This window comes from Microbacterium sp. XT11 (assembly GCF_001513675.1).
In the GTDB taxonomy this organism is placed as follows: domain Bacteria; phylum Actinomycetota; class Actinomycetes; order Actinomycetales; family Microbacteriaceae; genus Microbacterium.
Map to the genome: position 1 here is coordinate 2,658,180 of NZ_CP013859.1, position 13,745 is coordinate 2,671,924.

General features: G+C 68.4%; 13 protein-coding genes. 3 read left to right on the forward strand and 10 right to left on the reverse strand.

What is annotated here, in order from left to right; genetic code table 11:
- Window positions 1-116: 116 nt before the first annotated feature.
- Together AB663_RS12520 and AB663_RS12525 are read left to right on the forward strand one after the other, a co-directional pair.
- Window positions 117-1,481, forward strand: coding sequence for a DUF349 domain-containing protein (locus AB663_RS12520; RefSeq protein ID WP_232304540.1), 1,365 nt, complete (start codon window positions 117-119; stop codon window positions 1,479-1,481).
- A 62-nt stretch (window positions 1,482-1,543) separates the two neighbouring features.
- On the forward strand, window positions 1,544-2,107 hold the full coding sequence (locus AB663_RS12525; protein WP_067199601.1) for a type IV toxin-antitoxin system AbiEi family antitoxin: 564 nt from the start codon (window positions 1,544-1,546) through the stop codon (window positions 2,105-2,107).
- On the opposite strand, the gene AB663_RS12530 is transcribed toward AB663_RS12525, so the two are convergent.
- From AB663_RS12530 to pdxS, 10 genes are all read right to left on the reverse strand, one after another.
- Window positions 2,086-4,341, reverse strand: coding sequence for a RelA/SpoT family protein (locus AB663_RS12530; RefSeq protein ID WP_067199604.1), 2,256 nt, complete (start codon window positions 4,339-4,341; stop codon window positions 2,086-2,088). The two genes, AB663_RS12525 and AB663_RS12530, sit on opposite strands and share 22 nt — an antisense overlap.
- Before the next feature lie 66 nt (window positions 4,342-4,407).
- Window positions 4,408-5,397, reverse strand: coding sequence for a protein translocase subunit SecF (secF, locus tag AB663_RS12535; protein WP_067199606.1), 990 nt, complete (start codon window positions 5,395-5,397; stop codon window positions 4,408-4,410).
- Window positions 5,397-7,127 carry a protein translocase subunit SecD gene (gene secD / locus AB663_RS12540; RefSeq protein WP_067199607.1) on the reverse strand — a complete coding sequence of 577 codons (1,731 nt, stop codon included), beginning with the start codon at window positions 7,125-7,127 and terminating at the stop codon, window positions 5,397-5,399. The genes secF and secD overlap by 1 nt, the downstream gene beginning before the upstream one ends.
- A 58-nt stretch (window positions 7,128-7,185) precedes the next feature.
- Entirely contained in the window at window positions 7,186-7,593 is a 408-nt protein-coding gene (gene yajC / locus AB663_RS12545; protein ID WP_335338555.1) for a preprotein translocase subunit YajC, read from the reverse strand.
- A gap of 72 nt (window positions 7,594-7,665) precedes the next feature.
- A complete protein-coding gene (gene ruvB, locus AB663_RS12550; RefSeq protein WP_067199613.1) occupies window positions 7,666-8,691 on the reverse strand; it encodes a Holliday junction branch migration DNA helicase RuvB in 1,026 nt (341 codons plus the stop codon).
- Entirely contained in the window at window positions 8,684-9,283 is a 600-nt protein-coding gene (ruvA, locus tag AB663_RS12555) for a Holliday junction branch migration protein RuvA (protein WP_067199616.1), read from the reverse strand. Before ruvA ends, ruvB begins: the two co-directional genes overlap by 8 nt.
- A 9-nt stretch (window positions 9,284-9,292) precedes the next feature.
- Window positions 9,293-9,874: a crossover junction endodeoxyribonuclease RuvC gene (ruvC, locus tag AB663_RS12560; protein WP_067199619.1), complete on the reverse strand. Its 582-nt coding sequence runs from the start codon at window positions 9,872-9,874 to the stop codon at window positions 9,293-9,295.
- A 127-nt stretch (window positions 9,875-10,001) separates the two neighbouring features.
- Window positions 10,002-10,763: a YebC/PmpR family DNA-binding transcriptional regulator gene (locus AB663_RS12565; RefSeq protein WP_067199622.1), complete on the reverse strand. Its 762-nt coding sequence runs from the start codon at window positions 10,761-10,763 to the stop codon at window positions 10,002-10,004.
- A gap of 81 nt (window positions 10,764-10,844) precedes the next feature.
- On the reverse strand, window positions 10,845-11,441 hold the full coding sequence (gene pdxT / locus AB663_RS12570) for a pyridoxal 5'-phosphate synthase glutaminase subunit PdxT (RefSeq protein WP_083511240.1): 597 nt from the start codon (window positions 11,439-11,441) through the stop codon (window positions 10,845-10,847).
- Window positions 11,431-12,330: a pyridoxal 5'-phosphate synthase lyase subunit PdxS gene (pdxS, locus tag AB663_RS12575; protein WP_067199628.1), complete on the reverse strand. Its 900-nt coding sequence runs from the start codon at window positions 12,328-12,330 to the stop codon at window positions 11,431-11,433. The genes pdxT and pdxS overlap by 11 nt, the downstream gene beginning before the upstream one ends.
- 88 nt (window positions 12,331-12,418) lie before the next feature.
- Here pdxS and AB663_RS12580 point away from each other — a divergent pair, with 88 nt between their 5' ends.
- A complete protein-coding gene (locus AB663_RS12580; RefSeq protein ID WP_067199631.1) occupies window positions 12,419-13,729 on the forward strand; it encodes a GntR family transcriptional regulator in 1,311 nt (436 codons plus the stop codon).
- The last annotated feature ends 16 nt before the right edge of the window (window positions 13,730-13,745 follow it).

The following is a 13,745-nucleotide window of genomic DNA, read 5'->3' on the forward strand; positions in this document are numbered from 1 at the left end:
GCGAATGTGAGGACCGGCTCGAACCGGCACGCGGCCTCCTCCGCCGACCGGTGTCGTACTAGGCTGAGCATCGTCCTTTCCGCCTCCCGCGGGCGTCCCGCGCAAGGAGAATCATCGTGTCTGCCACCGAGTCCTCGAAGCCGACTCCCCCTGTCCCCACGCCCCCTGCGGTCCCCATGCCGCGCAAGCTGGCGGCTCCCGCCCCTGCGGGTCCTGTACCGCCCGCAGCGGCTGCGCCGACCACGTCGCTCGAAGAGATCCGCACGTGGGGTCGCGTATCCGAGGACGGCACCGTCGAGGTGCGCGAGGGCGACTCGTGGCGGGCGGTCGGGCAGTACCCCGACGGGACGCCCGATGAGGCGCTGGCGTACTACGCCCGCAAGTACGACGATCTCGCGTTCAAAGTTCGCACGCTCGAGCAGCGGCACCAGGCCGGCGGCGCGTCGGCGAGCGATCTCGTCAAGCAGGCCACGCGCGTGCTCGATGAGGTGACGGATGCCGCCGCCGTCGGCGACCTCGCCGGCCTCCGTGAGCGGCTGAACGCGCTCACGGAGGCCCTCTCCGAGGCGACGGCGCAGGAGGCGCAGCAGGCCAAGGAGCTCCAGGAGAAGGCGATCGCGGAGCGCACCGAGCTGGTCGAGCGCGCCGAGGCCATCGCCGCGCGTGATCTGTCGAAGGTGCAGTGGAAGCAGGTGACCGCCGAGCTCAACGAGCTGTTCGAGCAGTGGCAGGCGCACCAGCAGAACGGACCCCGCCTCTCCAAGGGTGTCTCACAGCAGCTCTGGAAGCGCTTCCGCGACGCGCGTGCCACGGTCGACAAGCATCGCAGGGCCTTCTACGCAGAACTCGATGAGGCCCACAAGGCCGCTCGCGATGCCAAGGCACGCCTCGTCGAGCGCGCCGAGGCGCTCGCGCCCCGCGGCGTCGACGGCATCCCCGCGTACCGTGCGCTGCTCGACGAGTGGAAGACGGCCGGTCGTGCGGGTCGCAAGGCCGACGACGCCCTCTGGGCCCGGTTCAAGGCTGCCGGCGACGCCCTGTACGCCGCGCGCGCCGAGCAGGCCGCAGCCGAGGAAGCGGATTCGGCGCCGAAGATCGAAGCACGTGAGGCGCTCCTCGAAGAGGCGAAGGCCGTCGCCGACGAGCCGAACATCAAGCGGGCACGCGCCCTCCTCACCGGCATCCAGCGCCGGTGGGACGAGGTCGGCCGCATCTTCCCTCGCGAGAAGGAACGCGCCCTCGACGATCGGCTCCGTGTGATCGAGCAGGCGCTCAAGGCCCGTGAGGACGTCGACTGGAAGAACAACAACCCCGAGACGAAGGCTCGCGCGAACGACATGTCGTCGCAGCTCGTCGAGGCCATCGAGAAGCTCGAAGCCGAGCTCGCAGCTGCCACGGCGGCCGGAGACGAGAAGGCCGCGAAGGCCGCAGCCGACGCGCTGGAGGCTCGGCGGTCCTGGCTCAGCGCTCTCGGCGGCTGATGTTCTCCACAGTCTGAGCTTCGGACCCTCCGGCGCGGGGTGCTGTACGTCACACTGGCGTAGTGCACCCCGCGTTGCTGTATCTCCCTGGGCGGCGTCTGACGCTTCCCGAACTCTCCGCCGCACGCCTGGACGGCCATGTGATCGAGGTCGGCGAAGGATACATCCCGGCCGACCTGCCAGAGGGCGCCGGCGTGCGAGCAGCCTCCCTTGCTCCGCTGATCCCGCCGCGCACCGCCGCGTCAGGCCCTTCCGCGGCCTGGGTGCACGGCGCCGGAGACCGGCCCCCGGGGAGGCACCACGTCCGGCGCACGGTGGAGCGCCGCATCCGTGTCCTGCCGCAGGCGCGCGTGGTCTTCCACGATGTCTACGTGCCTCCCGAGCACCTCGTGCTGATCTCGGGCGTCGCCATCACCTCACCGACGAGGACGATGCTCGACCTCGCGCTGGGACTTCACCGCGATCCCTCCCTCCTCGAGTGGCTGCGCCTCCTCGCCACGGTGGTGCCGCACGCCGCCGATGATGCCATCACGCAGGCCGAAGGCCTGACCAGGGTGCCGGGGACGAAGCGGGCGATAGACACCCTGTGCCGACTGCGGGAGCGTCAGGACGACGTGACACGGTAGACGTCGTAGACGGCGTCGATGCGCCGGACCGCGTTGAGGACGCGGTCGAGGTGCACGGCGTCGCCCATCTCGAACACGAACCGGCTGAGGGCGAGTCGCTCGTCGGTCGTCGACACGGTGGCCGAGAGGATGTTGACGTGGTGCTCGCTCAGCACTCGCGTGACATCGGAGAGCAGGCCCGCGCGATCGAGGGCCTCCACCTGGATCTGCACCCGGAACACGCTCTTCGTCGTCGGAGCCCATGACACCTCGACGAACCGGTCCTGGTCGGCCTCGTTGCCCAGCGCCTTGACGTTGACGCAATCGGCTCGGTGCACCGAGACCCCGCTCCCCCGTGTCACGAAACCCACGATCGGGTCACCCGGCACCGGCGTGCAGCACTTCGCGAGCTTCACGAGGATGTCGGCCGCACCGCGCACGAGCACACCGGAATCGCCCGCTCGAGGCTCACGCGACGGGATGCGCCCGGGGAGGTCGATCGCGCCCGTCGTCGGGTCGTCGGCCGCGACGAGGGCCGTGACCTTCCCGAGCACCGATTGCGTGGACACGTGCCCCTCGCCGACCGCGGCGTAGAGGGCCGAAACGTCTTCGTAGTGCAGCTGCTGGGCGACCTCGGCGAACGAGTCCTGGCTCATCAGCCGCTGCAAGGGGAGGTTCTGCCTGCGCATCGCTCGGGCGATCGCCTCCTTGCCCTGCTCGATCGCCTCCTCGCGACGCTCCTTCGTGAACCAGCCGCGGATCTTGTTGCGGGCACGCGTGCTCTTGACGAAGCCCAGCCAATCCTGGCTGGGACCTGCATCCGGGTTCTTCGATGTGAAGACCTCGACGACGTCACCGCTCTTGAGCTCGGACTCGAGCGGCACGAGTCGACCGTTCACCTTCGCGCCCATCGTGCGATGGCCGATCTCGGTGTGCACGGCGTACGCGAAGTCGACGGGCGTCGCCCCGGCCGGGAGTCCGATCACGCGCCCCTTCGGAGTGAAGACGTAGACCTCCTTCGCGCCGATCTCGAAGCGCAGAGAATCCAGGAACTCACCGGGGTCCGCCGTCTCGGCCTGCCAGTCGGAGATGTGGGCGAGCCATGCCATGTCCGCATCCGACGCACGCAGCTCGGTCTTGCCGCCGTTCATCCGCTCCTTGTACATCCAGTGCGCGGCAACGCCGTACTCCGCCTGCTGGTGCATCTCCTGCGTGCGGATCTGGATCTCGACCGTGCGTCCGGCCGGCCCGATCACGGTGGTGTGCAGCGACTGATAGAGGTTGAACTTGGGCGTGGCGATGTAGTCCTTGAATCGCCCGGGCAGCGGCGTCCAGCGTGCGTGGATGGCCCCGAGGACCGCGTAGCAGTCACGTACGGATCCGACGATCACCCTGATGCCGATGAGGTCGTAGATGTCGTCAAACTCACGACCGCGCACGACCATCTTCTGGTACACCGAGTAGAGCTGCTTCGGACGGCCGACGACCTTTCCGCGGATGCGCAGATCGCGCAGGTCTTCATCGATCTCCTCGATGACCTGGCTGAGGTACTTCTCTCGCTGCGGGGTGCGCTGAGCGATGAGGCTGTGGATCTCGTTGTAGATCTTCGGATGCAGCACGGCGAAGGAGAGATCCTCGAGCTCCGACTTGATGGCCTGGATGCCGAGTCGGTTCGCCAGGGGCGCATAGATCTCGAGGGTCTCCTTGGCCTTCTTCGCGGCCTTCTCCGGCGGCACGAACCCCCATGTGCGCGCGTTGTGCAGGCGATCGGCCAGCTTGATGAGCAGCACGCGGATGTCCTTCGACATCGCGACGATCATCTTGCGAACGGTCTCGGCCTGCGCGCTCTCACCGTACTTGACCTTGTCGAGCTTGGTGACGCCGTCGACGAGCATCGCGACCTCGTCGCCGAACTCCGCCGTCAGATCCGTCAGGGCGTAGCCCGTGTCCTCCACGGTGTCATGCAAGAGCGCAGCAGCGATCGCCCGCGGCCCCAGTCCGAGCTCCGCCAGGATCTGCGCGACGGCCAGGGGATGCGTGATGTACGGCTCACCGCTCTGACGCAGCTGCCCGTCGTGCTTCTCCTTCGCGACGGCGTATGCACGCTCGATGACGGAGAAGTCGCCTTTGGGGTGGTTGACGCGTACGGTCCGGATCAGATTGTCGAGGTCGTTGATGCGGGGTGCGCGGGAGAAGATGCGGGGCACCAGCCGTCGCAGGCTCGATCCCTGTGACGCCGTCTGCGGCTCCGCCATCCGCTCACCTCCGAATCAGTACATTTTACGCGCGCACGGGAGGCCGGGACTCCCCCGGAGCCTCGGTCACACGTCGGCGGTGGCCTTGAGGCGCGCGGCGCGCACCTTCGCGTCGCGCGACTTGATCTGCGGTTCGTTCTCGCGGAACAGCGAGTACAGCGGCGCAGCGACGAACAACGTCGAGTAGGTCGCGACGAGGATGCCGACGAAGATCGACAGCGAGATGTCCGTGAGCGTCTCGGCGCCCAACCAGAACGCTCCGATGAAGAGGATCGCACCGACAGGGAGCGCCGCCACGATCGACGTGTTGATCGATCGCACGAGGGTCTGGTTGACGGCGAGGTTGACGGACTCGCCGAAGGTGCGGCCGGACTTCTCACCGTCTTCCGTCGTGTTCTCGCGGATCTTGTCGAACACGACGGTCGTGTCGTAGAGGGAGTACGCGAGGATCGTGAGGAACCCGATGACCGCGGCCGGCGAGATCTCGAATCCGGCGAGGGCGTAGACGCCGATCGTGATCACCAGCACGTCGAGGAGGCCGATGATCGCGGCGGCGGACATCTTCCACGTCCGGAAGTACAGGGCGAGGATGAGGAATGTCAGTGCGAGGAAGATCGCAAGACCCCACAGCGACTGCCGGGTGACGTTCTCGCCCCAGGCCGGGCCGATGTACGACGAGGTCACGCTGTCAGTCTCGACGCCGTAGGCGTCCGCGAGCGCTGCGGACACCTTCTGGGTCTCTTCGTCGCTCATCTGGTCGGTCTGGACACGGATGTCCTTGCCGCTGACGACGACGACCTTCGTGGTCGCCGTGGGCACCACGGAGTGGACGGCGGTCGATGCGGTCTTCTGATCGATGCTGTCGGGTGCCTGGACCGTGAACTGCGACCCGCCCGTGAACTCGATGGAGAACTGAATCGGACGGATGAGCGGAACGAGGATCGACCCGACCACGAGCGCGATCGCGATGATGAACCACAACCGGCGCTTGCCGACGAACGGGAAGGACGTCTTCCCGGAGTAGAGGTTGTTCCCGAACTCGTTCATGGAAGCCATCAGTTCTCCCCCTCCCCGCTCGTCGTGCTGGATCTCTCTGCCGCAAGAGCCTCCGCGCGCTTGCGTTCGGCGATGGTCTGCCTGCGGTCGGCCTCTCCGCGTGAGCGCGCGACCCTGGCCCCGCGTCCGGCCGACGCCGTCGCCACCTCACGGAACTGCGACCTGCTGCGGTACACGGCGCCGAGAGCCTGCGGGTCGAGGCCCGAGAGCGGGTGGCCGCCGCCGAAGAAGCGCGTGCGGACGAGCAGCTGCATGACCGGGTGCGTGAAGATCACGAAGATGAAGACATCGATGAGCGTCGTGAGCCCGAGCGTGAAGGCGAAGCCCTTCACGGTGGCATCCGCGAGGATGTAGAGCACTACCGCGGCGAGGATGTTGATCGACTTGGAGATGTAGATCGTGCGCTTCGCGCGTCCCCATCCGTCTTCGACGGCCGCGGTGATCGACTTGCCGTCACGCAGCTCATCCCTGATGCGCTCGAAGTAGACGATGAAGGAGTCGGCCACGAAGCCGATGGACACGATGAGACCCGCCACGCCCGCGAGCGACAGACGGAAGCCCATGCGCCAGGCGAGGATGCAGATGATGATGTAGGTCAGCACGCCCATCACGGCGATCGACGCCACGATGATCGCACCGAGGGCGCGGTAGACGATCAGCGAGTACACCGCGACGAGGGCCAGGCCGATGAGACCTGCGATCAGGCCGATCTGCAGCTGCTGGGTGCCAAGGGTGGCCGAGACGGTGCCGGAGCTCTGCACGGTGAAGCTCAGCGGCAGCGCACCGAACTTGAGCTGGTCGGCGAGCGTCGTCGCGGACTCCTGAGTGAAGCTGCCCGAGATGCTCGGGCGTCCGTCGAGGATGAGGCCGTTCATGCGCGGCGCGCTGATCACCCGCCCGTCGAGCACGAACGCGAACTGATCGCGCGGCGAGAGGCCGTCGAGTCGGTACTGGTTCAGTCGCGTGCTCACGGTGCCGAAGTCCTCGGTGCCCTTGTCGTTCATCGTGAGCTGCACCAGCCAGGCGCCCGACTTCGGGTCGCGTCCGGCTACCGCATCCGTGATCGCGGTGCCGTCGAGCTCTGCGGGACCGAGGAGGTACTTCGCCTGCCCCATGTCGTCGCACGCGATCAGCGGCTGATCCTTGGGTGCGCGCGCGGGGTCGTTGTCGGGGTTCGCGCAGTCGTAGGCGAGGAACTCCGCCTGCAGCTTGTCGGTGACCCAGGAGGGGTCGCTCGCGTCCGTGGGCTTCGCGGTCGGCGTGGCGTTCAGCGACGGATCGGGGCTCGGATACGGAGTCGAGTTGCCGTCGTCGCCGACGAACTCGTTGCTCGCCGCAGTCGTCGCGAGCACAGCGCGGAACTCGAGCTGCGCACTGGACTTGATCCGATCTCGCGTCTGCTCGTCGGCCACACCGGGGATCTGCACGACGATGTTCTGGCCGCCCTCGGTGGTGATGTCGGCCTCCGACACACCCGACGCGTCGACACGCTGGCGGATGATCGCTGCGGCCTGATCCATCTGCTCCTGCGAGGGGGCGGCGCCGTCCTCAGTCTGCGCCTGCAGCACGATCTGCGTACCGCCCTGCAGGTCGAGGGCGAGTTCGGGGGTCCACGAGCTCTTCTGGAAGACGTACACGCCGAGCGCGTTGATACCGAAGAGGACGCCTGTCACGAGGACGAGGCCGAGAAGGACCCGCCAGGCATGACGGACCGGAGAGGATGAAGCCACGTGTGATCAGCTTTCTGGGATACCGAGTGCCGCTTGGTGCGTCGTTGCAGGGAAGAGACTACTTATCGTCGGCGTCGCGCTCGAGACGCGCCCGCGTCTCCTCCGGGGTCTCGATCGCAGGCGCCTCGTCGGCCGGAGTGCGGTCTGCCAGATCCCCACCTGCCGCGTCGGCCGTGTCGGCGACCGCGTCGGTCGGCTCGACGATGCGGAGGATCGCCTGGCTGTGCACCTCGATCACGGTGCCGGGGGCGATCTCCACGAGAGCCGGGCTGTCGAGGTCGTCGTGGTCGTAGGCGACGATGGTGCCGTAGATGCCGCCCTGGAGCAGGACCTTCGCGCCCGGGACGGTCTTGGTCGCCTTCTCCTCCTGCTCGGCCTTCATCTGCTTCTGGCGCTTGCGGGTGTTGAGGAACATGAACACGATCAGCACCGCGAGGATGGGGAGCAGGATGAATTCCATGGGCATTGCGCAAGCGCCTTTCTCAGGTGCACGCACCAGCCATTGGGCGCACAGCGTATTGGGGGAAGTCTTCAGCGATTATAGGTCATCCAGACGGAGCGTCCCGTCGGGATGCGGGAATCCGAGGTGCGCATACGCTTCGGGCATGGCCACCCGCCCTCGCGGGGTGCGACCGAGGAATCCGATGCGGACGAGATAGGGCTCGACCACGCTCTCCACGGTCTCGGCCTCCTCGCCGACGGCGACAGCGAGCGTGCTGAGGCCCACCGGCCCCCCGCGGAACCTCCGCACCAGCGCATCGAGCACCGCACGATCGAGACGATCGAGTCCGATGGGGTCGACGTCGTACAGGTCCAGAGCCGCTCGGACGTCGGCGAGCGTCGCGGCTCCCCCGCCGTGCACGAGCGCGTAGTCGCGCACGCGCCGCAGAAGCCGGTTCGCGATACGGGGGGTGCCACGCGAGCGGCGCGCGATCTCCGACAGCGAGTCCGGCGGCAACTCGACGCCGAGCACGAGAGCCGAACGCTCGATCACCTTCTCGAGCTCGTTCTGTTCATAGAACTCGAGGTGACCGGTGAACCCGAAGCGGTCGCGCAGAGGATTGGGCAGGAGGCCGGAGCGCGTGGTCGCACCGACGAGCGTGAACGGCGCGAGCTCCAGCGGGATGCTGGTGGCTCCGGCTCCCTTGCCGACCATGATGTCGATGCGGAAGTCCTCCATCGCGAGGTACAGCATCTCCTCGGCGGACCGGGCCATGCGGTGGATCTCGTCGATGAACAGCACTTCGCCGGGAACGAGACTCGACAACAGCGCCGCCAGGTCGCCCGCGTGCTGGATGGCGGGGCCGCTGGACAGGCGGAGGGGGCGCTCGCTCTCGTGCGCGACGATCATCGCGAGAGTCGTCTTGCCCAGCCCCGGAGGTCCGGCGAGGAGGATGTGGTCGGCCGGCCGCCCTTGGATGCGGGCGGCGTCGAGGAGCAGCTGCAGCTGCCCTCGCACCTTCTGCTGCCCCACGAACTCGTCGAGTCGCGTGGGGCGCAGGGCACCCTCGATCGCGAGTTCGACCTCGTCGACCGGCTCGGCGGCGTCGCGGGCCTCAGACACGAGCCGGCCCCAGGAGTGCGAGCGTGCGGCGCAGGAGCGGAGCGACCGCCGCCTTCTCGGCGTCCGTCGCATCGGCAGCGGTCTGCGCCGCTGCCTCTGCGGCGACCTTCTCCGACCAGCCGAGGCCGACGAGAGCCGCGATGACCTGGTCGACGACGCCACCGTCGCTTGCCGGTGCCGCGGCAGGCGCGGACGCGTGGACCTTGCCTGCGAGCTGCAGGACGATGAGCTTGGCCGTCTTCGGCCCGATGCCGGAGACGCGACGGAACGGTGCGTCGTCTTCTGCTGTCACTGCCTCGGCGATCTGGTCGACGGTGAGGTGCGAGAGAACGCCCAGCGCCGACTTGGGGCCGACGCCGGTGACTCCGATAAGGAGGCCGAAGATCTCTAGCTCGTCGCGCTCGGCGAACCCGTAGAGCGACAGGGCGTCTTCGCGCACGATCAGACTCGTGTGCAGGCGCAGCCTCTCGCCCACGACCGCGGTGTGCGCCACGTCTCCGGGAACGGCCACGGAGAAGCCGACGCCGCCGACATCGATGACCACATGATCCGGCGTCGTGTGCAGGACGGTGCCGTGGAGCGAGGAGATCATCCCCCCAGCCTAGACGCGGGATCGTACATACGTTCGAGCGACACGCTCGGCGTCTGCCCATGCCCGCTGTGCGGGCGTGAGCGCACCGGTCTCCCTTGCGCCGGCCCCGCCACGGCGCCATGCATGGCATAGGGCGATCGCGAGGGCGTCGGCCGCATCCGCGGGCTGGGGCGGCGCATCCAGGCGCAGGATCCGCGCGATCATGGTCTGCACCTGGCGCTTGTCCGCCGAGCCGTAGCCGGTCACCGCGGCCTTCACCTCGCTCGGAGTGTGCGTGGCGGCCGGGAGCCCTGCCTCGGCGGCCAGCAGCAGCGCGACGCCGCTCGCCTGCGCCGTGCCCATGACGGTGTGGCTGTTCTGCTGTGCGAAGACGCGCTCGACGGCGACGGCATCCGGACGGTGGGCGTCGAGGACCTGCCGGATGCCGGCGGCGACGGCTGCGAGGCGTTCGCCGGTCGGGGCGTCGACCGGAGTGCGGATCACGCCGACGTGCACGAGGGTGCCGCGGCGCCCGCGGTCTACGTCGACGACGCCCACTCCGCACCGGGTCAGGCCAGGGTCGATGCCGAGGACGCGCAGTGAGGAGGTCACTCCCCCAGGCTAATGACGAGACAGAACCCCCGGGCGCAGGCGCGCCAAAGGGTTCTGTCCGTCACGGATCATGGCGGGATCGATCGGCTCGCGGCGCCCGCTCAGGGGGTCGGAGCCCACGGGCCGCTCAGTCCTCGTCGTTCTCCAGCTCGGCCTGCACCTCGGGCGACAGATCGAAGTTGCTGAACACGTTCTGCACGTCGTCGCTGTCCTCCAGCGCGTCGATGAGGCGGAAGACCTTGCGAGCGGTCTCGGCGTCGATCTCCACCTTGAGGTTCGGCACGAACTCGACGTCGGCCGACTCGTACTCGATGCCGGCGTCGGCCAGGGCGGTGCGCACGGTCACGAGATCCGTCGCCTCGGTGATGATCTCGAAGCCCTCGGCGTGCGGCTCGATCTCTTCCGCACCCGCTTCGAGGGCGGCCATCATGACGTCATCCTCGGTGGTGCCCTCCGAGCCGACGACGATGACGCCCTTGCGGCTGAAGTTGTATGCCACGCTGCCCGGATCGGCGAGGGTTCCACCGTTGCGGCTGAGCGCCGTGCGCACCTCGGCCGCGGCACGGTTCTTGTTGTCGGTCAGACACTCGATCATGAGGGCGACGCCGTTCGGACCGTAGCCTTCGTACATGATCGAGGTGTACTCGACGGCCTCGCCGCCGATCCCCGCCCCGCGCTTGATCGCGCGGTCGATGTTGTCCTTGGGGACCGAGGTCTTCTTCGCCTTGAGGACAGCGTCGAACAGGGTCGGGTTGCCCTGCAGGTCGGGGCCGCCGAGCTTGGCCGCGACCTCGATGTTCTTGATGAGCTTCGCCCACGACTTCGCACGCTTGGCGTCGATGACGGCCTTCTTGTGCTTGGTCGTGGCCCACTTGGAATGCCCGGACATAAGTCTCCGCTCGTATCGTCTGCCCAGGAGTCGCGTCCAGGGCGTCGTCCATTCTAACGAATCGCGAACGACTCCCCGTCGTCAGGCGTACGAGGCCGTGCGGGCCAAGAAGCGCTGATGGAACCGCGGCTCGCCTGCGATCTCCGGGTGGAAGCTGATGCCGAGCAGGTTCCCCTGCTCGACGGCCACGACCCGGCCGTCCGAGAGTTCGGCCAGGGGCGACGCCGACGGTCCGACCGTCTCCACGACCGGCCCGCGGATGAAGGCCGCGTGCACCGGCTCGTCGCCGAGCTCGGGCACCGACAACTCGGCCTCGAACGATTCGACCTGACGTCCGAAAGCATTGCGCCTCACCGTCACGTCGAGGCCTCCGAAGGACTGCTGCCCCTCGATCGCGTCCACGACGACATCCGCGAGCATGATGAGCCCCGCACAGGTGCCGAGCATCGGCATCCCGTCGGCGATTGCCTCGCGGATCGGCTCACGCAGGCCGAAGGCACGGGAGAGCTTGTCGATGACGCTGGATTCGCCCCCGGGGATCACGAGACCGCTGACGGATGCGAGTTCCTCCGGACGGCGCACGAGCGCGACCTCGGCACCCAGACCGGCGAGCAGCGCCGCGTGCTCGCGCACATCTCCTTGCAGCGCGAGCACGCCGACGCGGGGCTTACCAGCCACGCTCGGCGAGGCGGTGCGGCGCGGGCAGGTCAGCCACGTTGAGGCCGACCATGGCTTCGCCGAGACCGCGCGACACGTCGGCGATCACCTTCGGGTCGTCGAAGAACGTCGTCGCCTTGACGATCGCCTTCGCTCGCTCCGCCGGGTTGCCCGACTTGAAGATGCCGGATCCGACGAAGACGCCGTCGGCGCCGAGCTGCATCATCATCGCGGCATCCGCCGGCGTGGCGACACCACCGGCGACGAACATCACCACGGGGAGCTTCCCCGTCTCCGCGATCTCGGCCACGAGCTCGTACGGGGCCTGCAGTTCCTTCGCGGCGACGTACAGCTCGTCCTTGGACAGCGACGTCAGCGCGGCGATCTCCCCACGGATCTTCCGGATGTGCTTCATCGCCTCCGACACGTCGCCGGTGCCGGCCTCGCCCTTGGAACGGATCATCGCCGCACCCTCGTTGATGCGTCGGAGGGCCTCGCCGAGGTTGGTCGCACCGCAGACGAAGGGCACCGTGAACGCCCACTTGTCGATGTGGTTCACGTAGTCGGCGGGAGAGAGCACCTCCGACTCGTCGATGTAGTCGACCCCGAGCTCCTGCAGCACCTGAGCTTCCACGAAGTGGCCGATCCGGGCTTTCGCCATGACCGGGATCGACACGGCGTCGATGATGCCGTCGATCATGTCCGGGTCGCTCATGCGCGAGACGCCGCCCTGCGCGCGGATGTCGGCGGGAACGCGCTCGAGCGCCATCACGGCCACCGCGCCGGCATCCTCGGCGATGCGCGCCTGCTCCGGCGTGACGACGTCCATGATCACGCCGCCCTTCAGCATCTCGGCGAGGCCGCGCTTCACACGAGAGGATCCGGTGGTGGTCTGGGGGTTCTCGGTCATGGCTGGCTCCTGTCTGGACCGATCTTCACTTTGATCTAGGCCAAACCATAGCACTGTCATGGACCACCTAGAATCAAGTGCGAGGACCATGAGCGACCACCAGATCACCGGAGCGACGGCAGCGGACATCGCCGACAGCGTGCGCGACCTGCGCGACCGCGGCGTCCTCCGGCCGGGCTCCGTACTGCCTCCTGTGCGCGAACTCGCGGCGACACTCGGCGTGAACCGCAACACAGCGGTGGCGGCCTATCGGCAGCTCGCGCAGGCCGGCCTTGTCGTCTCCCGCGGTCGTGCCGGCACCGTGGTCGCCGGGCACGAGTCGGTCGCGCAGGAGGGGTACTCCCCCGACACCGTGCTCCGTGATGTCGCGACGGGGAACCCCGACCCTGCTCTCATCCCCGATCCGACGCCCGCCCTCGCCAGCATCGTCGGAAGGCCCGTCTTGTACGGCGAGCCCGTCATCGACAGCGGCCTCGACACGTGGGCCCACGAGTGGATGCGCGCGGACCTGCCAGGACACGACTTCCGGATCACGGTCACCAGCGGCGCGGTCGACGCCGTCGAGCGGCTGCTGGCGCAGGCCCTCATGCGCGACGACGCGGTCGCTTTGGAAGACCCGTGCTTCCTCGCCAGCATCCACACGGTGCGTCTCGGCGGATACCGGGCGGTGCCGGTGCCGGTCGATGAGGAGGGCATGACCGTCGACGGCCTGCGCGCCGCGCTCGATGCCGGAGTGCGGGCTGTGATCTGCACGCCGCGGGCCCAGAATCCGACGGGCGCCGGGCTCTCCGCGCGCCGCGCCGCGGAGCTGCGGGGTCTGCTCGCAGACCATCCCTACGTCCTCGTCATCGAGGACGACCACTTCTCCTTGCTGTCGAGGCGCGCCTACGAGGGCCTGATCGGGCCCGGTCACCGGCGCTTCGCACTCGTGCGCTCCGTGTCGAAGTTCCTCGGGCCGGACATGTGCCTCGCCCTCGCGGCGACCGACCCCGAGACCGCGGAGCGGCTCGCGATGCGCCTCAGCCCCGGGACGACCTGGGTGAGCCACCTGCTGCAGCGGCTCGCCCTCGCGCAGCTCACCGATCCGGGCGTCCGCGCGCAGATCGAGCGGGCCGGCGACCACTATGCGTCGCGCAACGACCGCTTCGCTGAGCGGCTGCGCAGGAACGGCCTGGACACGCCGTCCACCGACGGGCTGAGCCTGTGGGTCGAACTTCCGCTCGCCGCGAGGACCGTCGCCGAAAGGCTCATGCGGCGCGGGTGGCTGGCGCGCACGGGCGACGAGTTCGCGCTCGGAGACCGCACCGAGGCGTCGCGCCACCTCCGGCTCACCGTGCACGATCTGTCCGACGACGACGCCGACGCCCTCGCCGACGACCTCATCGCGGCAGTCCGATGACCACCCGCCGCGGGCC